The sequence below is a fragment of the Bathymodiolus azoricus thioautotrophic gill symbiont genome (assembly GCF_001298715.1).
Classification (GTDB): Bacteria; Pseudomonadota; Gammaproteobacteria; order PS1; family Pseudothioglobaceae; genus Thiodubiliella.
The window spans coordinates 1-23,999 of record NZ_CDSC02000026.1 but is presented as its reverse complement, the minus strand read 5'-3'; the positions used below and the strand labels follow the sequence as shown (position 1 = coordinate 23,999).

The following is a 23,999-nucleotide window of genomic DNA, read 5'->3' as shown; positions in this document are numbered from 1 at the left end:
AAATTATGAGTTATGCAAAAGTCTCTATTTGTTAATAATTTTTTGAATATTTTGATAGACAAATAGTTTTATTCATCATTCAATGAACAACAATATTGATCAACTTATTTGGCACAACGATAACCTTGATTACGGTTTTGCCATCAATGAATTTAGCCACATTCTCATCAGCTAGAGCTTGTGCCTCCACTTGTGCTTTACTAGTATCAGCATGTGTTATTAGTTTAGCGCGCAGTTTGCCATTAACTTGAACGATAATTTGTACCTTATTTTGCACGAGAGCGCTCTCGTCAATACTTGGCCAAGGTTCATTGATAATCGCTGTCTTATGTCCCAATTCTTGCCACAGGTGATGACATAGATGTGGTGCAATCGGACTGAGGGTTTTAAGTAAGATATGCAATGATTCCTTGCGCACTACCATTGAAGTGTCTGTGGTATCAGTGAACTTTGATAGTGTGTTGCTAAGCTCCATGAGTGCGGCAATCACTGTGTTAAACAGGTGTCTGCGCTCCATATCATCAGTGATTTTTTTGAGTGTTTGGTGGGTTTTAAAGCGAATATTTTGTTGGATTTCATTGAGATTGTCTAAAGAGCCAACAGGGTTGCTTACTTGGTCTTTTATAAAGTCTTTGACTAAACGATAAACCTTGTTAATGAAGCGGTGTGCGCCTTCTAGTCCAGAATCGCTCCACTCTAAATCTTGTGTCGGTGGGGCAGCAAATAAGATAAACAAGCGCACTGTATCTGCACCATACTGGGCTATCATTTCTTGTGGGTCAACTGTGTTGCCTTTGGATTTACTCATCTTAGCGCCGTCTTTTAAGACCATGCCTTGTGTGAGTAAGTTTTTAAAGGGTTCATCATTTTCAACCAAGCCTTCGTCTCGCAGTAATTTGTTGAAAAACCGTGCGTACAAAAGATGCAGGATTGCATGCTCGATACCACCAATGTATTGGTCTACACCACCACCTTTTAACCAATAGTTAGCGCGCTCATCTAACATTGCTTTGCTATTATCTTTGCAGGTATAGCGGGAAAAATACCAAGAAGACTCAAAAAAAGTGTCAAAGGTGTCAGTTTCACGCTGTGCTGCTTTGCCACATTTTGGGCAAGTGGTTGTATAAAATTCTGGCATTTTCTTAATCGGTGAGCCAACACCATCAAAGCTCACTTCTTCAGGGAGAACAACGGGTAGGTCGCTCTCTTCCACAGCCACTGAGCCACAACTTGGACAGTTAATAACAGGGATTGGACAGCCCCAATAGCGTTGACGCGATACACCCCAATCACGCAGACGATAGTTGGTTTTTTTACTGCCTAGGTTTTTATCCTCAAGGGTCTTGGCAATCTTATCAAAAGCTTGGTCAAAACCTAAACCATCAAACTGCCCAGAATTAAATAAAACCCCCTTATCAGTAATAGCGCCTTCATTGGTGTTTTTATCTTTATTGATAACTTGCTTGATGTTGATGTTGTATTTTTTGGCAAACTCATAATCGCGTTCATCGTGTGCTGGAACACTCATTACTGCACCTGTACCGTAGCCCATGAGTATAAAATTGGCAACCCAAATTGGCACCACCTCACCCGTAATCGGGTGAGTACATTTAAGCTCTGAATCAATGCCTTTTTTCTCCATGGTTTCCATAGCGGCTTCAGAAGTTTCCATAGCCTTGCATTCATCAATAAAGGCTTGCACAGCAGGGTTGTCTTTGCCAGCCTCCAGTGCCAAAGGGTGTTCGGCTGCAATTGCCAAATAAGTAACACCCATCAGCGTATCTGGGCGTGTGGTGTAAACACTTAGCGTGTCAAAATTTTTTCTGGTGAAGTCGATTTCTAAACCGATTGATTTACCAATCCAGTTCTTTTGCATGGTTTTAACTGCATCGGGCCATCCGTCTAACTTGTCTAAACCCTCTAATAGTTCATCAGCGTAATCAGTGATACGCATAAACCATTGAGAGATTTCTTTTTTTTCAATTAGTGCATCTGAGCGCCAACCGCGTCCATCAATCACTTGCTCATTGGCGAGCACTGTTTGGTCTACAGGGTCCCAATTAACAACCGCATTTTTCTTATATACCAAGCCCTTTTCAAAGAGTTTAACAAATAGCCATTGTTCCCAGCGATAATATTGCGGGTGGCAGGTTGCTAATTCACGAGACCAATCATAGCCAAAACCCAACTCGGTAAGCTGTTGGCGCATATAGTTAATATTTTCATAAGTCCATTTTGCAGGCGGTACTTTGTTTTTAAGTGCAGCATTTTCAGCAGGCAAGCCAAACCCGTCCCAACCAATCGGCTGTAGTACATTTTTGCCTTGCATTTTTTGATAGCGAGCAATGACATCACCAATACTGTAATTACGCACATGCCCCATATGTAGGCGACCTGAAGGGTATGGAAACATACTTAAGCAGTAAAACTTTTCTTTTGAATTATCCTCAATAGCTTCAAATAACTTGTTTTCTTGCCAATATTTTTGTGCTTGTGCCTCAATTTCTTGGGCGTTATATTCTGAATTCATAGTTTTATTTTGAGTTACAAGGCGAAATAGCAGGGTGGAGCTCCAGTGTGCCAACCAGTTCATCGACACCACTTAGATTGTTGTTTGTGAGATATTGACTAATACCATCGTTGATTTTATTGCATACCAAAGGGTCATAAAATAATGCTGTGCCAACACCAACAGTGGCTGCTCCCGCAATGATAAATTCAATCGCATCATTTGCACTCATAATACCGCCTTGACCAATAATCGGCACATTGTGATTTTTACTAATCTGATAGACTTGATGCACTTTGAGTAGCGCAACGGGTTTGATAGCAGGACCTGACAAGCCACCTTGGTTATTGCCAATAATAGGCCTGCGTGAGTTGGTATCAATTGCCATACCCATGAGTGTGTTAATGACGGCCAAACCATCTGTGCCTGCATCAATACAACGCTGTGCGCTATTAGCGATGTCAGTTTGATTAGGCGAGAGTTTGGTAATGATTGGCTTTGTTGTGTTTTGGCGACAAATCTCAACCACACGATAGGACATATCAGGGTCGTTACCAAATGCCACCCCCCCTTCTTTGACATTTGGGCATGAAATGTTGATTTCTATAGCGTCAATATCAGTGTCATTAAAGCGTTTGGCAATTTCACCGTATTCTTGGACAGACGAGCCTGAAATATTAATGATAAAACGAGTTTCAGTCTTATCTAACTTAGGCATAATGTCGTTAATGACAGCGTCGCTACCTGGATTTTGCAAACCGATGGCATTAATCATGCCTTCGGGTGTTTCACAGACTCTATGTGGGATATTGCCAAGGCGTGGTTCAAGTGTCGTGCCTTTAAGGCAGATTGCACCCACATCTTTATTGGAAAAGCCTTGAATGCGGGTATATTCTTCGCCAAAGCCAACACAGCCTGAAAGTAGGATAATTGGTGAGTCTAGCGATATTCCACAGAACTTAGTTTTTAAGTTATTATGCATAGGTGCTATTATACATTTTTTGTTAAAATCATTCACTATGAAAGGATTGTTTATCAGTGGCAGTGGCACCGATGTTGGAAAAACATTTGTTGCCAGTTATATTATTCAAGTGCTTAATGCAAAATATCGCGTTGTGGCTAGAAAGCCAATTGAGAGTGACTGCGTCAAAACTAGTGATGGTTTGTTGCCAAAAGACGCAGTGCTATTAAATAATGTCTGTACCAACCCAGAGCCGATTGATGCAGTTTGTCAATTTAAATTTGAAGCCTGTGTGAGTGGTGAAAAAGCCAGTACAGAGCAAGGTTTGAGTGTTATGCTTGAGGATTTGGTTAAGGCGGCACAACCAAGTGGCGGTGATGATTTTGTGGTGATTGAGGGTGCGGGCGGACTATATTCACCCATTGCACAACAAGTGTTAAATAGTGAGCTTGCTGTTGTTGTTAATTTACCTATTGTTATTGTTGTTAAGGATGAGTTGGGCGCTATTAATCAGGCGTTACTTAGCATAGAGGCCGCTAAAAAGCACAAGCTCAATATTGCAATATTGGTGTTAAATCAAATAACACCCAACAACTTAGACAATGCCAAGGCACTCAGTGCTTATACAGATGTTGATGTGGTGGTTTTTAACAAAGATAATTTAGACGGCTTTAATGCCAAGGTGTTGACACTAATCTAATACGCTCAGATTGGTTTTTTTAGGTTTGTCTGTGTCAGTGGGCTTGGCTTTGTTTTCAAAAAACATGCCTTCACCATTTTCACCCGTATAAATTGTTAGCACTGCATCAGTAGGTACATATATATCTTGAGATTTTCCATCAAAGCGTGCTTTGAATGAAATCGCTTCATTGTTTATCACCAAGGAGGTGGTCGCATCGCTACTGATATTGAGTACAATTTTGTCTTGTTGAATAAAGGGTTTGGGCGCAACAACATCAGGTTTTGAACAGTCAACCAAAATATGTGGCGTAAACCCACTGTCTTCCATCCATTCATGATAAGCGCGAATCAAATAAGGTACGACCGATGCCATGACAGTATTTTTAAGCGTTATATTCCTTTTCGCAATCGGTCAAACTTTCTTTAAAACTTTCTCTTGAAAACAAGCGGCTTGCATAGTCAGTGACCGCTTTTCCAGATTTTCCTAAATCAATATCAAGTCTTTTTAAGCGCCATAATAATACAGCTAAACAAGCGTCAACAATCGTCATATCGTTGCTCTTAAAGAAAGGCTGGTGTGCAAACAAAGGCACTAATTCAATTAGGCTGCTTTTAAGTGTTTTTCTTGCGTTGTCGGCATCTTTTTTCGTGCCTGTTTCGATAGTATTTGCTAATTCAAACCAGCTATTAACTGCCCTTGTAAATCTAAAGATTAGCAAGCGTTTTTCTGATTTTTCAATTGGGTCAACGGGCAATAATGGCGGGAACGGAAAGCGCTCATCTAAGTATTCCATAATGACAGAAAGGTCATATAAAACAATATTACGGTCAAACAATGTTGGTAATGTTGGGTAAGGCATTAAATCTAGGATTTCTTCAGGAATTTCTTCAGTTTTTAGATTGGCAACTTCTCTTTCGATGTTCTTTTCTGCCATAATGAATCGCACTATATGAGATTCCATTTCGCTAGCAGAAGAGTAAAGAATGGTTGAAGATGGGTTTGGTTTACTTAACATATTGAGTTATCCTTAAAAATAAAAAACAGCGTCATTACTAGAACACTGAGTTGGTGTATTAGAGAAAATGAGACTAATTAATCCTTGGCGCGCCATTTGCCATATTTCACATCTTTCCAGTATTCTTTTTTCATTAAATAAGCAAGGATAAATAAAATAAACAAGAAGCCCAATACTTTGTAACCCAGGTCAACGCGTACCAGTTTTGCAGGCTCGCTAACATAGTCTAAAAAGTTAGTAATGTCACGCACATCTTGGTTAAACTCTTTTGTTGATTTACTTTGCTTAAGATGCCACAAAACATCTGGCATAGAGGCATTAGCCAACACTTTATTATTCACACCAAAGGGGCGAGAGTCGTCTTTGTAAAAACTACGCAAGTAGGTGTAAATCCAATCTGTGCCTTTAGAGCGAGCGGCCAAAGACAAGTCTGGCGGTGTTGTGCCAAACCAAGCTTCCGCCCCTTTTTTCGACATGGTTGCAATTATTGGAGAACCTACTTTATCGGCGTTAAACATAAGGTTTTTTTTAATCATTTCGTCAGTTGCCTTGCTTAAGTTTTCTGCAATAACATCGTCAGAAAGGTTGTTCAGCATTTTTTCTGCTTCTTTGGCGTTGTTTACCGGATTATCAATCGCATTTGAAAGCGCTTGTAAATCGGAATGACTTAATGGGTTGTCATTTGACAAATTTGTTTTTGCTTGCTTATAAGCGCTTACGATATCACCTAAAAATAAATCTTTGCCGATGCGTTTATAACGCATAAAAGAGAGAGAATGGCAACCCGAGCAATAGTTCATAAATAACTGTGCGCCATTTTGTAGTGATTTTTGATTCCTAATGTCTGTATTAGCGTGGTCAAGGTGTATATCACTATTTGCCAAAAGATTGAAAGAGATTGTTAAGCCCACTAAAACAGATGCTATTGTTAATAATTTTTTCATTTTATTTCCCCGTTACTCTTTTAGGCACTTCTTTGGTTTTTCCAATAGAAGTAAACCATGGCATTAAGATAAAGAAACCAAAATAAGTCACAGTGAAAACTCGTGCTAATATAGAGTTTGTTTTTGTTACTGACTCCATGCCTAACCAGCCAAGCATGATAAAACTAACCACAAAAACACCTAGCGCGACTTTGTAAGGCCATGAGCGATATCTAATTGACTTTACTTTAGAGCGGTCTAACCATGGCAACGCCAGTAAAATTAATAGCGCTGAAAACATACCCACAACCCCTGGGAATTGTGAGTTAAACATAGGCGGAATCGCTCTTAATACCGAGTAAAAAGGCGTCAAATACCAAAGTGGCGCAATATGTTCGGGGGTTTTTAGTGGGTTGGCTTCAATAAAGTTAGCATGCTCTAAAAAGTAACCGTTCATCGCTGGTGCAAAGAACACTACTGCCGAGAAAATCATCAAGAATACCACCACACCAACGATGTCTTTAACGCTGTAGTATGGGTGAAACGGAATACCGTCTTTTGGAATACCATTTTTATCTTTATTCTTTTTAATCTCAACACCATCTGGGTTGTTTGAACCAACCGTATGGAGTGCTACAATGTGTAGGAATACCAGTATTACTAGGATAAGTGGCAATGCAATAACATGCAATGAGAAGAAGCGATTGAGTGCTGGGTCACCCACCGCATAATCACCTAAAATCCACACCAATAAGTCAGAACCAATAAACGGCACAGAGCCAAATAACGAGATAATGACTTTCGCCCCCCAGTAAGACATTTGACCCCATGGCAGTACATAACCCATAAACGCCTCAGCCATGAGTGCAATGTAGAGCACCATGCCGAGAATCCAAATCAACTCTCGTGGCGATTTGTATGAGCCGTAAAGCAAGCCACGATACATATGTAGATAAATAACAATAAAGAACGCTGAGGCACCCGTTGAATGTAAATAGCGAATTAACCAACCCCAGTTAACATCACGCATAATGTATTCAACCGATGCAAAGGCTTTTAACTCGTCAGGTTTAAAATGCATGGTTAGAAAGATTCCTGTAACGATTTGCATTACTAATACCAGCATAGCTAACGAGCCAAAGAAATACCAAAAGTTAAAGTTTCTTGGTGTGTAATACTCTGCTAAATGCTCGTTCCAAACTTTAGTTAGCGGGAATCTTTGATCAATCCAGTTTTTATTGTTATCCATAATGCTAAGTGAGTTTGTTAGATTTAAAAATAGGGGTTACTTCGTGCTCTTCTGGGCTAACACCAATTTGAATGAGTGTGTCTGATACGAAGTGATAAGGCGGAATCATCAAATTAATGGGTGCGGGAACATCTATGTACACACGCCCTGCCAAATCAAATTTAGAGCCATGACATGGACAATAAAAACCGCCTTTCCAAGCGTCACCACCAAGGTCGGCGGCACCGAGCTCAGGGCGGTAAGTTGGTGAGCAACCCAGATGGGTGCAAGAGCCAATAATGACTGCAATATCAGGATTAATTGAACGGTAAGGGTTTTTGGCGTATTCTGGTTGCTGAGAGGTTTCCAGACTGTTTGGGTCGACTAATATATCATTTAATGTGCTTAAATTTGAAACAGTGGTTTTGTCGCGTTTAAAAATCCAAACCGGTTGTTTGCGCCAAAGTACTCGAACCAATTGTCCTTCTTCAAGTTTGCTAATATCAACTTCAACAGGCGCGCCAGCGGCCTTTGCTCTGGCAGATGGATTCCATGTTGATAAAAACGGCCACGCCACAAAACCGACGCCAACCGCACCAACCACGCTTGTTGCGTTGGTTAGGAAGCGTCTTTTCTTAAGGTCTATTGTTTGTTCCGACATAAGATTGCTATTCCTTTTTGAAAAAATGATGAATATAAAAACCCAATAATTATAATGTATATCAGCTTTATTGAATTAACTTATTCTAATATTCTTTCAAATCAATTTTGATAACCACTTTTTCTATGTGAATAAGCGACTCTATTTGTTTTACTGCATTTAGCAAGATATCGTTTTGTTTTTGCGCGCGAAAAATTATCGCTTGATTGTCAGTGACAAAAATAGCGGTGTTGTTTTCAATAGTGCACAAAGATAGCGATGCAAATTGTTCTGGCAAGTGCACTGAGAGTTGTTCGTTGAGACGATTTAAGGTTCTAGCTTTCTGAAACAATTGCCCTAACGCTCCTTTCGGAGTAAATTTTGATAAGTTTGTTATTTTTTCTGACACGGGCGTTTTAACTTATATATATTGCGTTATCTGTGGGAAAATAGAAAAAATTTTAAAATCATATTTCAATAAACATACAATGAGCATTATAAATAAAATTGCCGCTAAAATTGTCGGCTCTCGCAATGATAGGCTAATAAAAAAACTAAGCAAGGTAGTTGAAGGCATTAATGTACTTGAGCCTGGGTTGCAAGCTTTGGATGACAAAGCATTAAGCGCTAAAACACAAGAACTTAAGCAAAAATTGGAAAATCAAGCAACATTAGAGTCTCTGTTGCCAGAAGCGTTTGCAGTGATTCGTGAAGCCAGTGTTAGAGTGCTAAGGCTCAGACACCACGATGTGCAAATGATCGGCGGCATGGTGTTACATGACGGCAATATTGCTGAGATGGGTACGGGCGAAGGAAAAACTTTAGTGGCAACTTTGCCCGCTTATCTAAACGCACTGACTGGCAAGGGTGTTCATATCGTTACGGTGAATGATTATTTGGCAGCGCGTGATGCGCAGTGGATGGGCAAAATATTTGATTTTTTAGATTTAAGTGTTGGCATTATCACCTCAGACATGCTGCCAGAAAATAAAAAAGTCGCTTACGACTGTGACATTGTTTATGCAACGAATAACGAGTTAGGTTTTGACTATCTAAGAGACAACATGGCGTTCACTACTGAGCAAAAAGTACAGCGTGAACTTAATTTTGCTATTATTGATGAGGTTGATTCTATTCTAGTTGATGAAGCCAGAACGCCACTTATTATCTCTGGATCAGCAGACGATTATTCTGAGATTTATCAGGCGATTAACCACATGATTCCAAACTTTACCAAACAAACTGAGAGCGGTGAAGGTAAAGAGGCTGTGGTTGAAAAAGTGGGTGATTACACCGTTGATGAGAAGCATCAGCAGGTGTTTTTGACTGATGAGGGGCACGCTAAAGCAGAAAATTTATTAATTGAAGTTGGTGTCTTACCAGAAGGCGTGAGTTTATATGACGCTAGCAATATTTTGCTGATGCAACATATTAATTCAGCACTGCGTGCGCATGTTTTGTTTCATAAAGATGACAACTATATTGTTGATGGCAATGAGGTGGTGATTGTTGATGAGTTTACTGGTAGAACGATGCCGGGGCGTCGCTGGTCTGAAGGCCTGCATCAGGCGATTGAAGCCAAAGAAGGTGTGAGCATTAAAAATGAAAATCAGACCTTAGCGTCGATTACTTTTCAAAACTATTTTAGACTCTACAATAAGCTCTCAGGTATGACAGGTACAGCAGATACTGAGGCGGTTGAATTTCAAGCAATTTATAATTTAGAAACTGTGGTTGTGCCACCGAATAGGGCGTCATCACGAGACGATATGTCTGACAAAATTTATCTAACATTAGATGAAAAATTAGAAGCAATCGCTCAAGATGTAGAAGGCTGTCAAAAGACAGGGCAGCCTGTTTTAGTAGGCACAAGTAGTATCGAAAATTCCGAAGCTATTTCAGCGCTGCTGACGCAAAAGAAAGTCAAACACGAGGTTTTAAACGCTAAACAGCATGAGCGTGAAGCGCAAATTATTGCCAACGCAGGTGCGATTGGTGCGGTGACAATTGCGACTAATATGGCAGGTCGAGGCACGGATATTGTACTGGGCGGCAAATTAGCAGAAGATGCAACCGATGCGCAAAAACAAGATTGGCAAAAACACCATGATGATGTGATTAAAGCGGGCGGATTGCATATTGTGGGTACCGAGCGTAACGAGTCTCGTCGTGTGGATAATCAGTTGCGTGGTCGTTCTGGTCGTCAAGGTGATGTAGGTTCAACGCGTTTTTATCTATCTTTAAAAGACAATTTAATGCGTATTTTTGCCAGTGAAAAAATGGCGGCGATGATGCAGCGATTGGGCATGGAAAAAGGCGAAGCGATTGAGCACAAGATGGTGAATCGCGCTATTGAAAATGCACAGAAAAAAGTCGAAGAAATGAACTATGACGCGCGTAAAGACCTTTTAGAATATGATGATGTGTCAAATGACCAGCGTAAGATTATTTATAAATTACGCGATGAATTGATGGACTCCAACGATGTGCAAGATAGATTTATTGCTATTCGTCAAGAGGTTGTTGGTGATTTGTTTGCTGATTACATTTCCCCAGCACAAGCTGAAGAAGATTGGGATGTTGAAGGTCTGCACAATGTTTTAAAAGCAGATTATGCGGCAGATTTTCCGCTACAAGAATGGCTGGATGAAGGTGTGGATGTAAATGAATTGGAATCAAGAATTTCCCAAGGTTTGGGGCAAATTTGTGATTACAAAGAAGAGATTGTGGGTGGTGAGCAAATGCGTGGCTTTGAAAAAGCAGTGATGTTGCAAACCTTGGATCATTTTTGGAAAGAACATTTGGCAGCGATGGATTGTTTGCGTCAAAGTGTGAAGTTGCGAGGCTATGCACAGAAAAATCCAACGCAAGAATATAAGCGTGAGTCTTTTGCAATGTTCGAAACCCTGTTAAATACGATTAATATTGAGATTGTTAAGGCGCTTTCCAGTGTGGCCATTGATGAGAACATTAGCGCTGAGAATGTAGAGCAACAAGACAATAGCGACATATCAGCGATACACAGCAATCCTCTGGGGGGGAACACACAGCACGAAGCTGTAGCAATGGAAAATACAGATAGCGAGACCCCAAATGATTCGCAAACTTATCAACGCAGTGGTGCGAAGATAGGGCGTAATAACCCTTGCCCTTGTGGCTCAGGCAAAAAATACAAACAATGTCATGGCAAAAGCTAGTGCCTATATAGGACTAATGTCAGGCACCAGCATGGATGGTGTTGACGGTGTTATACTTGACGAGCGTCAAAAAATTATTACCTCAGCTTATACCCCATACCCCATAGAGCTAAAAACACGCTTGCAACAATTAAGCCAAACTGGAAACACCTCTTTGGCAGACTTGGCGCAAGTTGATATTGAGGTGGCACAAATATTTGCACAAACTGCCAATCAACTATTAACGCAAAGCTCATTGAATAAGGATGACATCCGAGCGATTGGCTCTCATGGACAGACTATCTACCATCAAGGTAGCAAGTATTCTATGCAAATCGGACACGGTGCACTTATTGCTGAGCAAACAGGCATTACCACAGTGGCAGATTTTCGTATGCAAGATATTGCCACTGGCGGGCAAGGTGCACCACTCACGCCAGCATACCACCAATATATGCTTAATGGCAAAGAGGGTGTGATTATTAATTTGGGTGGTATTGCCAATATTACGATTGTTAAAAACAATGAGGTGTTTGGATTTGACACAGGCCCTGCCAATACATTATTAGATAATTGGGTAAAGAAAAATAAAGGCACAAATTATGACCGAGACGGACTGTGGTCTCGTTCTGGAGTGGTTGATTCAGTGTTACTAGACTCAATACTTGCAGATGATTACTTTCAGCAAAAGTACCCCAAAAGTACAGGACCAGAATACTTTAACCTAGACTGGCTATCACAACACTTAACAAGTGCTGAGACACCTGAAGATGTGCAAAGAACCCTGACAGAACTAACGGTAATGAGCATTTCTGCAAGTATCCCTAAGGGAGAAGATGTCTATTTATGCGGCGGCGGTGTACATAATTTGTTTTTATGCGAACGCCTAACTTATCAAAATCCTGAGAGTGAAATCTCAGTGACTGATGATTTAGGCGTGCCAGTGGATTATGTAGAAGCGGCGGCTTTTGCTTATTTTGCCAAACAAACAATGAATGGTGAGCCATCAAACCTACCGCTGGTAACCGGCGCTAAAGGCAGGCGGATTTTAGGTGCAATTTATCAAATTGATAAGAATATTCTATGATAGACACTTTAGAAAGATTATTAGCAGAAGGCATGGAAACAGAAGTGTTAGAGTTTAAAACAGCCGAACGCACTTTTCAAGCAGATAAACTAGGAAAATATTTTTCTGCACTTAGCAATGAAGCCAATCTTGCCAATAAATCTTGTGCATGGTTGATTTTTGGTGTTAACGATGACCGTGGTATTGTTGGCACACAAATCACCGACCAAACATTAAATGAATATAAGCGAGAAATAGCAAATAGTACCTCGCCAACATCTAATTTTATAAAAATTTATCGTGTTGATGTTAAAGATAAACAAGTGTTAATGTTTCAAATTCCACCTGCGTCAAAGGGTGTGCTAACCAGTTGGAAGAGTCACTATTATGGTAGAGATGGAGAGAGTTTGGGCGCGCTTAATATAGAAGAATTAGAGCGAATTATACGACAAAATATTGCCTTTGACTGGAGCGCAAAAACTATTGATAATGCTACAATTGAAGATCTTTCTGCAGAAGCGATCGTTCTAGCACGAGAGCAATTTTTGACAAAAAATCCTAATTTAGCAACAGAGATAAACTTGTGGAATAATGCCAAATTTCTAGACAAGTCCAAGGTTACTATTAAGGGAAAAATAACCAATACTGCGATACTACTGCTTGGAGAGCCAGAATCTGAACATTTTATTAATCCCGCTGTGGCGAAAATCACTTGGATATTAAAAGACAAGGACAACCTTGAAAAAGATTATGAACACTTTAGCTGCCCATTGCTGGCGAATATTGATAATGTTTATGCGAAAATTAGAAATTTAAAATACCGTTATTTACCAGAAGAGACTTTATTCCCTGAACAGACCAATCAGTTTGACCCTTATATTATTCGTGAAGCATTAAATAACTGTATTGCCCATCAAGATTACACACTTGGCGGAAAAATTAATGTGGTGGAAAGGGAAGACGGTATTTTGACTTTTATTAACTCAGGTGGATTCATTCCTGAAAGCATAGAAAAAGTTCTTGAGGTAGATGCGCCAGAAACTTGTTATCGCAACCCATTTTTAGCAGATGCCATGGTTGGTTTAGGTATGATTGACACCATTGGTAGTGGTATTAAAAAAATGTTTAAGCTGCAAGAGGACAAGTTCTTTCCTTTACCAATATATAACTTAGGTGACAACAAAGTCAAAGTAAAAATTATTGGTAAAGTACTGGATGTGAACTATGCGCGCAGACTTGCACAATCAAAAAATGATTTAACTTTACAAGAGATTATTTTGTTAGATAAAGTCGCTAAACACCTACCTTTGTTGAATACCGAGGTTAAGGTGTTGAGGCGTAAGAAGTTGATTGAGGGGCGCAAGCCTAATTTTCATATTTCATCCTTTATTGCAGAATCAACAGGTGGAAAATCTGTTTATATTAAACACAAAGGTATTGACAATGATTACTGTCAAAAAATGATACTTGATTTTTTAAAAAAATTTAAAAACGGCAGACGACAAGATTTTGAAGAAATGCTGTTAGATAAGTTGCCTGATGTATTAAACAAACAACAAAAAAGAAACAAGGTTCGGAACAACCTACAAAGTTTAAAAAAACAAAAACTAATAGAGCCATATGGTAAGTTATGGAAAATGTCTAAACCTAAAAGTTAGACATTTTTTAGACATTTTTTAGACATTTTTAGACATTTTTTTTATTAAATGATAGTTGTATAAAGACTTTAAGGTAATGTTTAAAAATAAAAATAAATTTTAATTAGACAAACTTTAAGTAAAAAAACAATGATTTTTGAACAGATGAAACAACAACAAATAACCTTAATTAAACCAGATGATTGGCACCTACATGTGCGTAATGGCGAAGCGTTAAAATCAGTCATTGGCATGAGTGCCAAACAAATGGGCAGAGCGATTATTATGCCCAATCTAAACCCACCTGTGACGGATGCAAATGGTGCGAATGCGTATCAAGAGGAAATCCTTAGTGCTTTGCCAAAAGACAGCACATTTAAGCCGTTAATGGCTTTATATTTGACCGATAATACCACATCTGAGGTAATTACTCGGGCTTATAACGCAGGCGTGGTGGCAGCAAAGCTATATCCTGCAGGTGCAACCATTAATTCTGATAGTGGCGTGAGCAATATTAAAAATATCTATCGTAGCTTAGAGACAATGCAAAAACTGGGTATGCTATTATTAGTGCATGGTGAGGTAACGCGTAGTGAGGTGGATATTTTTGACCGTGAAGCGGTATTTATTGATGAGGTTTTAAGTCAGACGGTGAACGACTTCCCTAAATTGAAAATTGTATTTGAGCATATCACCACTAAAAATGCAGTAGATTTTGTGCGTGAGAGTGGTGATCGTGTTGCGGCAACTATCACACCTCAACATCTTTTAAATAATCGTAATGATATGTTAGTGGGCGGTATTAAGCCACATACTTATTGTTTGCCTGTGTTAAAACGAGCTGAGCATCAGCGTGCACTCGTTGAGGTGGCAACCAGTGGCAATCCTAGGTTTTTCTTAGGTACAGATTCTGCACCACATGCCAAAACTGATAAAGAATCTAGTTGTGGTTGTGCAGGCGTATTTTCTGCACCACATGCTATTGAACTTTATGCGCAAGCATTTGACCAAGCAGGTGCAATAGATAAGCTGGAGGGCTTTGCTTCAAAATTTGGTGCAGATTTTTATGGTTTGGCGTATAACACAAGTACCATTACTTTGAAAAAACAAGATTGGATCGTGCCAGCAAGTTATCCTTTCATAAGCGGCGATATTGTGCCATTTATGGCAGAAAAAATGCTTAATTGGAAAGTGGTTTAATTCGTCAAATAATCTTTGGCATTTTGAACATCGAGCTCAATTTGTTGTTTTAACGCTTTAAAATCATTAAAATTTCTCTCATCTCTAATCTTGTGTTTAAAGATGATTTTCGCCTCAAGTCCGTACACTTGCTGGTTAAAATCAAAGAGAAACACTTCCAACAGAGTTTTCTTGTCACCAATTATTGGGCGATTGCCGACACTACATACACCTTGATAAGTAGCACCATCCAGATCAATAGTTACAGCAAATATTCCATAAACTGGGCTGATTTTGCGTTTAATGGGGATGTTGATAGTTGGAAAACCAATAGAGCGACCGTTTTTTAGCCCGTGAATAATTTTGCCAGTGATAGAGAACTCACGCCCCAGCATTTTTGATGCTGATTGTATGTTAGCATTTGCTAGAAGTTTGCGAATTTCTGAACTACTAATGCGGTGATTATTACACAGAATACTGGGTGTTTGTTCCACCGTAAAATCCTGGTCTTTTGATAAGTTTTGTAACGATTCAAAGCCACCCTTCCGCTTTTTGCCAAAACGAAAATCATCACCAATCAGACAATATTTCATATTTAGCTTGTTGAGTAATATTTCTTGTGCAAAAATTTGCGCTTCTAATTGAGAAAAGGCCTGATTAAAGCGAATAATTAGGTGTGTGTCTAAGCCCAGTTTGTCCAATAGATGGTGTTTTTCTTTAAAACTGCTGAGCGATGCTTGCTCATGAGAAAAAAAACGCTGTGGCGTGGGGGAAAATGAAATCAGCACAGAGGGCAAGCCCAGTTCTTTGGATTTTTTCACCAGTTGCGAGATGATTTTTTGGTGTCCTATGTGTACGCCATCAAAGTTACCTATGGTAACAACACTGCCCGCATAAGTTGTTAAATTCTGTAGACCACGAATAAGTTTCATGGGGTTATTTTAGTCTAATTGGGCAATGATTTTCTTAACAGGTGCCGGCAAACCAACTTTTAATTCAGCAATAGAGCGAAAACCCTCAGTGTTCTTTGAGCAAGTTACCATAATAGGGCTAATCATTAAGTGATAGTGGGTAAAACTATGCTTAATAGTAGACAGCTTCTGTTCTATTTTTGCATTTTTATCAAATTTTTTAATGGCTTGGTCAATGGTTTTCTCATCATTTTCACATTCCATAAGGCTCCAAAGCCCACCCCAAATGCCTTTTTTCGGTCGTTTTTCTAAATAAACCTCCCCTGCTGTGTTTTGATAAATAAGCATTGCAACTGAGCGCGTTGGTTTGTTTTTTCTTGGTTTTGGGTTGGGGTGGTTGCCTTGTGTGTTGTGTTGTTTTGCTTGACAATGTTGAGCAAGGGGGCAACGATCACACTCTGGGTTGTTGCGTGTACACAGGGTTGCACCTAAGTCCATAATGGCTTGTGTGTAGTTGGCATTGCGTTTATTGGGCGTGTGATACTTAGCCAAACGCCATAATTCTTTAAGGGTTTCACTTTGTCCGTAATGCCCCTTAACTTGATGGTACCTTGAAAGTACGCGTTTAACATTGCCGTCAAGTATGGCGTGGTTCTGATTAAAACTAATGGATAGAATAGCGCCCGCTGTAGATTCACCTATACCTGGCAAATCAATCACTTGTTCAAACTTTTTTGGGAGTGCGCCTTGATGCTGCTCAACAATAATTTGCGCGCATTTGTGCAAGTTTCTTGCTCGTGCGTAGTAACCCAGCCCAGCCCATTGTGCCAATACTGCATCTTCGCTGGCATTGGCAAGCGCCTTTATTGTTGGGAAATGTTGAATAAAGTTGTTAAAGTAGCCGATAACCGTGGTTACTTGCGTTTGTTGTAGCATAATTTCACTCAACCAAACATGGTAAGGGTTGATTGTCTTCCCCTCAGCGAACTGCTGTAAATTGCTCGTGCTGTATGATAGGTCGCTATGTGTTGCCTGCCCTCCTAGAGGGCTACTGTTTGTCGCTTGCCAAGGTAGGTGATGACGACCAAATTGCTCAAACCACTTTAGCAATGGCTTTGAAATTGGATGCACTATTTTAAGTTAAGCGGGTCATCTGGATTAATGCCCTCCATAAATGGCTTGTCAATGTCCTGATGCGTTACTTGGTAGACGCAACCAATCCAGTTATTGATAATGACATTAGTGGCGTTGCCCCAAGTGTTGTTTAAGGTTTTGCTGATAAGTTGTTCAGGAAAATCTGCTAGCGTAAATTCGCCAGATAATAGCTTGGTTTTATACTCATTGAGAATGGCTTTGCTTTGTTCGGTTAAATAGTGCTTAGGAAAAGGCGGATAGTCGTTGCGTGTTTTTGCTAAATAGGCAATAATATCGCGCTTGTATTCTTTTAATAGACTAATAGTATCGTATTCTGGATGCCCCTGAAAAAATACAATTCTTAATAAATCTTCACTCACACATAAGTGTGCGCCGATTTTTCCTTCAACCAAAACTTTAATCTTAGCATCGTCAAGTTGTGATTTCGTGATTTCGTTAAAACGAGAGTGAGGCACATCAAAACGCGTATTCACACCACTCATTAAAGGATGTTGTCGGTCTAACACTTGGTGTGGAAATACGCCCCAGCATTTTTTACCAATGGCTTGACGCTTTTGTCCATAGCGAAATTCCAGTACAGCGTGTGTTGCCAAGCACGAGCATAGCGTTGAAGTAACATGACTATACGACCAATCAATCACCTTTTTAAGTTGCTCATAAAAAGGTGCTTTTTTTAAATCGGCATCTTCAATATGTGCGCCTGTAATGATCAATGCATCTAATCCCTGCGTTTTAATATCATCAAAACTTTGGTAATATTGGTCAATATGTGTCTGCGTTTTTTCACCTCGTTTAATAGAAGGCAGTGTAAACGGATGCAGATAAAATTGCGCAATTTGGTTAGAATGTCCAATCAAGCGGAAAAATTGCCGCTCAGTTGCTTCAAGTGCTGGGTCTGGCATCATGTTTAATAAACCAATGTGTAATTCACGAATGACTTGATGATTAGCACGGTCTTTGCTTAACACCGTCTCGCCTTCGTTACGCAGGCGTTCAAAAGAAGGTAAGTTGGTATGGGCGATTAAAGGCATTAGCGTATTGCCCCTGTGATTAGCTCCATTACCTCGCTACTATTTTGACATTGGTGTAAGTCTATGCTATCAATCGTGCAGCCATATTGGCTGGCAATCGCTTCATATTTTGGCTTGCGGTGCCGAAGTAAGCGTGGAAAAATCCAACGCACAAACGCATCGGGGTCAATTTGTGCGACATAGGAAAATTGATTTTCTTGTAGGTAAATCTCTAGTTGTTGTTGTAAGAAATTTTGTTGATAGTAAAGTGGTTTGGGGTGCGTTCGTGCACACTCAATCAAGGCAGACTCGTTATCTTCGTGAGCGCAAATATAAACAATCAGCGTATTATCTGCCAATGATTGATAGACCTTATTATCATCCAATTCACATAAACTACCTCCTGCATCATTAATAAAATGCCTATAGCCCTGCGCTTGAGATTTTGTGATAAACTCTCCAACATCCAACATAGCCCGGGCTTCAGCTTCTCTGTGTAGCGCTTGTCGGCGGTTGAATTCACCAATTGGCAACCCACCCAATTCGGGGTTGCCGACTTTGCCTAAAAAGCTTGACACCGAAGACAGGTTGTCAAAAGTAATATGATTTTGAACCGTGATAGAGTCATTGTCTAACAAATCTGCTAAGCATCCATCTTGTTTAATTTGTTGTTTGATATTAGCAAGAATAGCATTATTTAAATACTCAGCACCAATGCGATAATCGCCAGAATAGTGATACCACTTATCATCAAGACCAAGTAACTTTGAAAGGTGTGTTTTGCCAACGCCTGACATACCGAGCAGTGTTAGGTGTTTGTGTTTTGACTTAGAAAACTCTTTAGCAGGAAGTTTCATAATAGTGCAAAGACATTATAACAAACCATCTTGTTTGAACATTTCACGAATGCCGCGAACAGCCTGGCGGGTGCGATGTTCATTTTCAATCAAACCAAAGCGTACATAGTTATTGCCATATTCACCAAAACCAATACCAGGAGAGACGCCAACTTTTGCCACTGCAATGAGTTTTTTGGTAAACTCTAATGAGCCCATTGCTTGATAAAATTCAGGAATTTTTGCCCAAACAAACATTGTGGCCTTGGGTGGTGTTACTGCCCAGCCAATAGAATTTAAGCTTTCGCACAAAACATCACGCCTATCTTGATACATTTGTGCAATTTCTGTAACACAGGTTTGGTCGCCTTCTAACGCTTCAATTGCTGCTACTTGAATAGGGGTAAACATACCATAATCTAAGTAAGATTTGATTTTAGCCAGTGCGCCTACTAAGATTGGATTGCCCACCATAAAGCCAACACGCCAACCTGGCATATTGTAGCTTTTTGATAGTGAGAAAAACTCAACCGCAATATCTTTAGCCCCTTTTACTTGCAAAATGCTTGGCGCCACATAACCATCAAAAACAATATCTGCATAGGCTAAATCTTGCACCACCCAAATCTTGTGCTCTTTGGCAACTTTGATAACGCGTTCAAAAAACTCTAATTCAACGCACTCAGTAGTTGGATTAGATGGGTAGTTAAGCACCAACATCTTTGGCTTTGGAAAAGTATTTTTAATTGAGCGCTCTAACGCTGCAAAAAAATCATCTTCAGGCCCACAAGGCACATGTTGAATATCAGCACCTGCAATCACAAACCCATAGGGATGAATAGGGTAAGCAGGGTTGGGCACTAAAACCGTATCGCCACTACCAACAACCGCTTGTGCTAAATTTGCCAAACCCTCCTTTGAACCAATGGTAACAATCGCCTCGGTTTGCGCATCAATATCAACATCAAAACGATTTTTGTACCAGTTTGAAATTGCGCGTCTCAAGCGTGGAATGCCGCGAGAAGTAGAATAACGATGTGTATCGCCACGGCGTGCTGTTTCCACTAACTTTTCTACAATATGTTCAGGCGTTGGTTGGTCGGGGTTACCCATGCCAAAGTCGATAATGTCCTCACCACGAGATCTGGCTTCAACCTTTAGCTTATTGGTAATTGCAAAAATATATTCTGGCAATCTTTTTATTCGTGGGAAATCGTTATCCATGGATTTTTAGAGTCGTTCTTTATTTAATATCTAATAATTCAACATCAAAAATGGTGGTTGCACTGGGTGGAATTGGACCTGCGCCAAACTCACCGTAAGCCAATTTTGATGGAATAGTAAGTTTGCGCTTGCCACCCATCAGCATACCTTCAATGCCCGTGTCCCAGCCGGAGATGACCTGTCCTGCCCCGAGTTTAAAGTCAAAAGGTTCATTCCTGTCAACACTTGAGTCAAATTTTTTGCCATTGGTTAGCCAGCCAGTATAGTGCATAGACACAAAGTCTCCAGCCTTGCAAGCTGTACCTTTGCCAATTTCAATGTCTTCTATTTGTAATTCTGCCATTTTTTAATAAGTTAAAGTTATATTATATGAGCCAAATTTTCTAACATTAAGGACGCCACAATCTAGTAGTAAATATTGCCCCTTGATGCCTTGCAAAATACCAGTAATCTCAGGCATTTTGTCAAAATTTAATGATACTATTTTGCTTGGATATTCTACCACAGGGTAGTGAATTTTTACGACTTCATTGTTTAACTCTATTGCGTCTAAATCCGCCATCATATTGGATACCTCTGGCAACAGTTGATTTTTTGTTGCTACAAGGTCAACTTTATCCACCTCGTTTTTAAGCATTTTGCGCCAGTTGGTTTTATCGTTGACGAATGTTTTTAAAGCCACTTCAATTTGCCCAGATTTGAGTCGTGTATCCACCTCAAGTATTGGCAGAGCAGCGACAGCACCTTGGTCAATCCAACGACTGGGGGTATTGCGCTTGCGAGTAATGCCGACCTTGATGCCTGATGAGTTTGCCAAATAAATAATATGTGGTGCAAAGCAATTGTCCAACCCCCACAGTGGCTCACGGCAAGTGCCAAGGTGATGATGGCAAGTTTCGGGTTTCATAATGCACAAATCACACCGCGCCAAATCTCGACAACACGGAAAACAATAGCCTTGAGAATAACTTTTTCGAATTATTGCGTTACAGTTTGAGCAAGTGATTTCGCTATTGAATGTGAGGGAAATTTCTTGCCCTATTAATTCATTCATTGAGATCAAATCATTGCCAATCGGCAGTTGGTAGATTGCATTATCACGCTCAAGCGAGGTTTGCATTTTTTGTATGTTGCCAGTTTTAGTCATTGTGTTAATAACCGCTGCACTTGCTTGTATTTGTCGGCAGTTTCCTGCACGATATTATCAGATAGGGTTGGTGCGGGCGGGGTTTTGCCCCAATCCAATGTTTCTAAATAATCGCGTACAATTTGTTTGTCAAAACTTTTTGGGCTAATGCCTACCTGATAATTGGCCTTTGACCAGAAACGCGAAGAATCTGGTGTTAGCACTTCGTCCATTAATGTCAGTTTGCCTGCTTCGTCTAAGCCAAATTCAAACTTGGTGTCAGCAATGATAATACCGCGTTCTAGCGCATAATCCGCCGCAAACTGATACAGAGCCAAACTGGCATCTTTGATTTGTTGTGCTAAATCTTTACCTACAAGCTGCACGGTTTGTTTGAAGTCAATATTTTGATCGTGTTCACCAGCCGTCGCTTTACTAGAGGGCGTATAAAGTGTTTGTGGTAATTTTTCTGCCAGTTGCAGGTTTTTTGGTAGTTTAATGCCACAAACTGAGCCTGTTTGTTGGTAGTCTTTCCATCCAGAGCCTATAATATAGCCTCGAACAATTGCCTCAACAGGAAGGGGCTTGAGTTTTTTGACGATGATTGCACGACCATCTACTTGCTCAATTTCTTCTGGTGTTAAAACGCTATCAAGCGATTCATGGGTTAATTGATTAGAGATGATGTGGCAGGTTCTTTCAAACCAGAAATTAGCCACTTCGTTCAGTACACGCCCTTTGCCAGAAATTGGCTGATTGAACACCACATCAAAGGCACTAAGTCGGTCAGTGGTTACAATTAGCAGTCGATGTTCGTCAATATCATAAATGTCTCGCACTTTGCCTTTTTGGATTAATGGCAGGCCGATTGAAGTTTCAAAAAGTGTTTGCACGCTTGTATTAAATAGTGATTTAAGCGCTATTTTAACTTGTTAAAAATGTCTATGGTAAAATTCACCTTAGCACTATGATAAAAAAACTTCTAATCACCGCCCTATTTATTACGCAATTTGCAACAGCATCGCCGTTGAGTGATAGCGCACTTAGAATGATCAAAATAGGCAATGAGGTTGGTTCGCCTGCCGTGGTAAAGAATGGGCAAGATTTACTGATAAAAGGGATGTTTGAATTAAACGACTTTGATGCAGCGTACGAAGCATCAAAGCAAACGCGTTCAGGTAATCAAATAATGGGCTATCCACCACAAGTGCAAATTGCCAATAAAATATTAAGCAAACTGCTCAATCAAGGCTACGAACCAGCAATTTATGACAGTGCGTTATATCTGCTTGATGGCGATAGTGGCTTTGTTAAAGATGCGTTAATGGCGCTCAATTTATTAGAAAAGTCAACGCAGATATATTCCAATCCACAGTCTGCTTTCGTCGCCGCAGTTATCAGAAATGAATCCTTAGCGCCTATTATTAAAGACAAACAACGCATTGACGAGTTGATTACTTTTGCAATTTTAAACAATGTTAAAGGCGCAGCTGAGTATCAAGCGCAATATATAGATAATAAAGCACAAAAGCTAAAAGTGAAAAATTGGCGCGCTTGGATAGACAGACAATAGTTTTACAAACTACGCAGAATAGATCTTGCTCTTTTTTGGAAGCGCTTTAAATCAGATTTTGCGACGCGTTTTTGTTTAGGCAGCCGCCATGTGAGTGGGTTTTTGCGCTTGCCTTTGTAGTGTAATTCGTAGTGTAAATGTGGCCCCGTTGAGCGACCTGTTGAGCCTACATAGCCAATCACTTGCCCTCTTTTAACTCTAGATGATGCTCTGAGCCCACGAGAAAATCTAGACAAGTGTGCATAAACGGTTAAATAATTACTGCCGTGTGTAATATGCACAGATTTGCCAAGTGCCCCCATTCTTTTGCGATGCTTAATGATGCCATCGGCTGCAGCGTAAACAGGTGTGCCGTATTTTGCAGCGTAATCAACAGCTCTGTGTGGTCGCCAAGTTTTTAGAATTGGGTGAAAGCGCTTTAGTTGAAACTTTGAGCTAATGTATTTGTACTTCAAAGGTGCTCTTAAAAAGCTAGGGTAGAGTGTTTTGCCATTAATGCCGTAATAACCAAGGCGTCCATATTTGTCAGTATGTGAGAAAACAGCAACACGCTTTTTTTTGCCAATATAAATTAATGTGCTTGGTGCGGTGCGCCTTTTGCCAATAATAATAAAACGGTCGCCTCTTTTTAAATCTCGATTAAAATCAATGCTCCACGAGAAGATACGCACAATATTATTAATGGTTTTTTGGTTAATACCCATTTTCTGTGCATCGTAGGCAAGTGAACGAGTGATATAAATAGTAGAGCGTTCAAGCGCATTGGCGCTGCTTATAAAAAATAATGTAAGTAATAAAAGTAGTGTAGATTTACGCATATTTTTTGATGATTGCGCGCGCTGTTTCGCGCGCTGTTGTGTCGTTAGCAATAATGGCCTCTAATGAAGAGATATCCGTGTGTTGGACAGTATCTAAGGTGTGTTGAATAACTTTTGTAATGTCTAAAAATGAAATTTTATTGTTTAAGAAATGCTCAACTGCAACTTCATTAGCGGCATTGAGTGTGCCCATTGCATTACCACCTTGTTTGAGCGCATCAAATGCTTGTCTTAAACAAGCAAACTTGTCTAAATCAGGTGCGTAAAACTCTAGTGGAGGGTTGTTGGTTAAGTCTAGCGGTTCAACACCAGAGGCAATTCTATTGGGAT

General features: G+C 40.0%; 23 protein-coding genes and 1 pseudogene. 6 read left to right on the top strand and 18 right to left on the bottom strand.

The window, feature by feature from the left end:
• Positions 1 to 79: 79 nt before the first annotated feature.
• Both leuS and BAZSYMA_RS00550 read right to left on the bottom strand, forming a co-directional pair.
• A complete protein-coding gene (leuS, locus tag BAZSYMA_RS00555) occupies positions 80 to 2,530 on the bottom strand; it encodes a leucine--tRNA ligase (protein WP_090714470.1) in 2,451 nt (816 codons plus the stop codon).
• 4 nt (positions 2,531 to 2,534) lie between these two features.
• Positions 2,535 to 3,491 carry a dihydroorotate dehydrogenase gene (locus BAZSYMA_RS00550; RefSeq protein WP_090714468.1) on the bottom strand — a complete coding sequence of 319 codons (957 nt, stop codon included), beginning with the start codon at positions 3,489 to 3,491 and terminating at the stop codon, positions 2,535 to 2,537.
• Positions 3,492 to 3,528: 37 nt separating this feature from the next.
• On the opposite strand from BAZSYMA_RS00550, the gene bioD reads away from it, so the two are divergent.
• The gene (gene bioD / locus BAZSYMA_RS00545; RefSeq protein WP_090714466.1) at positions 3,529 to 4,170 is read left to right on the top strand and encodes a dethiobiotin synthase; all 642 of its coding nucleotides are present in this window, start codon (positions 3,529 to 3,531) and stop codon (positions 4,168 to 4,170) included.
• On the opposite strand, the gene BAZSYMA_RS00540 is transcribed toward bioD, so the two are convergent.
• The 6 genes from BAZSYMA_RS00540 to BAZSYMA_RS00515 all read right to left on the bottom strand — a co-directional run bounded on the left by BAZSYMA_RS00540 (position 4,162) and on the right by BAZSYMA_RS00515 (position 8,367).
• Positions 4,162 to 4,524, bottom strand: a complete 363-nt coding sequence (locus BAZSYMA_RS00540; RefSeq protein WP_090714464.1) for a ClpXP protease specificity-enhancing factor — start codon at positions 4,522 to 4,524, stop codon at positions 4,162 to 4,164. The genes bioD and BAZSYMA_RS00540 overlap by 9 nt on opposite strands.
• Positions 4,525 to 4,534: 10 nt before the next feature.
• The gene (locus BAZSYMA_RS00535) at positions 4,535 to 5,167 is read right to left on the bottom strand and encodes a glutathione S-transferase N-terminal domain-containing protein (RefSeq protein WP_090714462.1); all 633 of its coding nucleotides are present in this window, start codon (positions 5,165 to 5,167) and stop codon (positions 4,535 to 4,537) included.
• A 77-nt stretch (positions 5,168 to 5,244) separates the two neighbouring features.
• On the bottom strand, positions 5,245 to 6,111 hold the full coding sequence (locus BAZSYMA_RS00530; protein ID WP_090714460.1) for a cytochrome c1: 867 nt from the start codon (positions 6,109 to 6,111) through the stop codon (positions 5,245 to 5,247).
• A gap of 1 nt (position 6,112) precedes the next feature.
• Complete coding sequence (locus tag BAZSYMA_RS00525) at positions 6,113 to 7,339, bottom strand: cytochrome b (protein ID WP_090714457.1); 1,227 nt, start codon at positions 7,337 to 7,339, stop codon at positions 6,113 to 6,115.
• Positions 7,340 to 7,343: 4 nt separating this feature from the next.
• On the bottom strand, positions 7,344 to 7,979 hold the full coding sequence (petA, locus tag BAZSYMA_RS00520; RefSeq protein WP_090714453.1) for a ubiquinol-cytochrome c reductase iron-sulfur subunit: 636 nt from the start codon (positions 7,977 to 7,979) through the stop codon (positions 7,344 to 7,346).
• 85 nt (positions 7,980 to 8,064) lie between these two features.
• Positions 8,065 to 8,367: a hypothetical protein gene (locus tag BAZSYMA_RS00515; protein ID WP_090714451.1), complete on the bottom strand. Its 303-nt coding sequence runs from the start codon at positions 8,365 to 8,367 to the stop codon at positions 8,065 to 8,067.
• 79 nt (positions 8,368 to 8,446) lie between these two features.
• Between BAZSYMA_RS00515 and secA the strand changes: the two genes are divergently transcribed.
• The 4 genes from secA to pyrC all read left to right on the top strand — a co-directional run bounded on the left by secA (position 8,447) and on the right by pyrC (position 15,037).
• Complete coding sequence (gene secA / locus BAZSYMA_RS00510; RefSeq protein ID WP_090714449.1) at positions 8,447 to 11,155, top strand: preprotein translocase subunit SecA; 2,709 nt, start codon at positions 8,447 to 8,449, stop codon at positions 11,153 to 11,155.
• Positions 11,142 to 12,221 (top strand): anhydro-N-acetylmuramic acid kinase, encoded by a 1,080-nt coding sequence (locus tag BAZSYMA_RS00505; protein ID WP_090714447.1) that lies wholly within the window; start codon positions 11,142 to 11,144, stop codon positions 12,219 to 12,221. The genes secA and BAZSYMA_RS00505 overlap by 14 nt, the downstream gene beginning before the upstream one ends.
• Positions 12,218 to 13,858 (top strand): RNA-binding domain-containing protein, encoded by a 1,641-nt coding sequence (locus tag BAZSYMA_RS00500; RefSeq protein WP_090714445.1) that lies wholly within the window; start codon positions 12,218 to 12,220, stop codon positions 13,856 to 13,858. Before BAZSYMA_RS00505 ends, BAZSYMA_RS00500 begins: the two co-directional genes overlap by 4 nt.
• Positions 13,859 to 13,987: 129 nt before the next feature.
• Positions 13,988 to 15,037 (top strand): dihydroorotase, encoded by a 1,050-nt coding sequence (gene pyrC / locus BAZSYMA_RS00495; protein ID WP_237731761.1) that lies wholly within the window; start codon positions 13,988 to 13,990, stop codon positions 15,035 to 15,037.
• Here the strand turns inward: pyrC and ribF are convergent.
• From ribF to BAZSYMA_RS00455, 8 genes are read right to left on the bottom strand one after another with little or no spacing between them, the layout of a single operon-like run.
• Positions 15,034 to 15,948: a bifunctional riboflavin kinase/FAD synthetase gene (gene ribF, locus BAZSYMA_RS00490; protein ID WP_090714443.1), complete on the bottom strand. Its 915-nt coding sequence runs from the start codon at positions 15,946 to 15,948 to the stop codon at positions 15,034 to 15,036. The two genes, pyrC and ribF, sit on opposite strands and share 4 nt — an antisense overlap.
• A gap of 9 nt (positions 15,949 to 15,957) precedes the next feature.
• Positions 15,958 to 17,058 carry an A/G-specific adenine glycosylase gene (mutY, locus tag BAZSYMA_RS00485; protein ID WP_090714440.1) on the bottom strand — a complete coding sequence of 367 codons (1,101 nt, stop codon included), beginning with the start codon at positions 17,056 to 17,058 and terminating at the stop codon, positions 15,958 to 15,960.
• Positions 17,058 to 18,113 (bottom strand): homoserine O-succinyltransferase MetA, encoded by a 1,056-nt coding sequence (gene metA / locus BAZSYMA_RS00480; protein WP_090714437.1) that lies wholly within the window; start codon positions 18,111 to 18,113, stop codon positions 17,058 to 17,060. Before metA ends, mutY begins: the two co-directional genes overlap by 1 nt.
• Positions 18,113 to 18,949 carry an ATPase gene (locus BAZSYMA_RS00475; protein WP_090714435.1) on the bottom strand — a complete coding sequence of 279 codons (837 nt, stop codon included), beginning with the start codon at positions 18,947 to 18,949 and terminating at the stop codon, positions 18,113 to 18,115. Before BAZSYMA_RS00475 ends, metA begins: the two co-directional genes overlap by 1 nt.
• A 15-nt stretch (positions 18,950 to 18,964) precedes the next feature.
• Positions 18,965 to 20,152: an alanine transaminase gene (alaC, locus tag BAZSYMA_RS00470; RefSeq protein ID WP_090714432.1), complete on the bottom strand. Its 1,188-nt coding sequence runs from the start codon at positions 20,150 to 20,152 to the stop codon at positions 18,965 to 18,967.
• Between the two features lie 19 nt (positions 20,153 to 20,171).
• Complete coding sequence (locus tag BAZSYMA_RS00465; protein WP_090714430.1) at positions 20,172 to 20,495, bottom strand: FKBP-type peptidyl-prolyl cis-trans isomerase; 324 nt, start codon at positions 20,493 to 20,495, stop codon at positions 20,172 to 20,174.
• A 3-nt stretch (positions 20,496 to 20,498) separates the two neighbouring features.
• Positions 20,499 to 21,299 (bottom strand): DUF2797 domain-containing protein, encoded by an 801-nt coding sequence (locus BAZSYMA_RS00460; RefSeq protein WP_090714427.1) that lies wholly within the window; start codon positions 21,297 to 21,299, stop codon positions 20,499 to 20,501.
• The gene (locus BAZSYMA_RS00455) at positions 21,296 to 22,171 is read right to left on the bottom strand and encodes a phosphoribosylaminoimidazolesuccinocarboxamide synthase (RefSeq protein ID WP_090714423.1); all 876 of its coding nucleotides are present in this window, start codon (positions 22,169 to 22,171) and stop codon (positions 21,296 to 21,298) included. Before BAZSYMA_RS00455 ends, BAZSYMA_RS00460 begins: the two co-directional genes overlap by 4 nt.
• A gap of 74 nt (positions 22,172 to 22,245) precedes the next feature.
• Here BAZSYMA_RS00455 and BAZSYMA_RS00450 point away from each other — a divergent pair, with 74 nt between their 5' ends.
• Positions 22,246 to 22,851: a hypothetical protein gene (locus tag BAZSYMA_RS00450; RefSeq protein WP_090714421.1), complete on the top strand. Its 606-nt coding sequence runs from the start codon at positions 22,246 to 22,248 to the stop codon at positions 22,849 to 22,851.
• 2 nt (positions 22,852 to 22,853) lie between these two features.
• Here BAZSYMA_RS00450 and BAZSYMA_RS00445 read toward each other — a convergent pair whose 3' ends face one another.
• Positions 22,854 to 23,669, bottom strand: coding sequence for a peptidoglycan DD-metalloendopeptidase family protein (locus BAZSYMA_RS00445; protein WP_090714417.1), 816 nt, complete (start codon positions 23,667 to 23,669; stop codon positions 22,854 to 22,856).
• Positions 23,662 to 23,999 (bottom strand): annotated as a pseudogene (locus BAZSYMA_RS00440) (1-deoxy-D-xylulose-5-phosphate reductoisomerase); the annotation flags it as partial. The gene BAZSYMA_RS00445 and the pseudogene BAZSYMA_RS00440, both read right to left, overlap by 8 nt.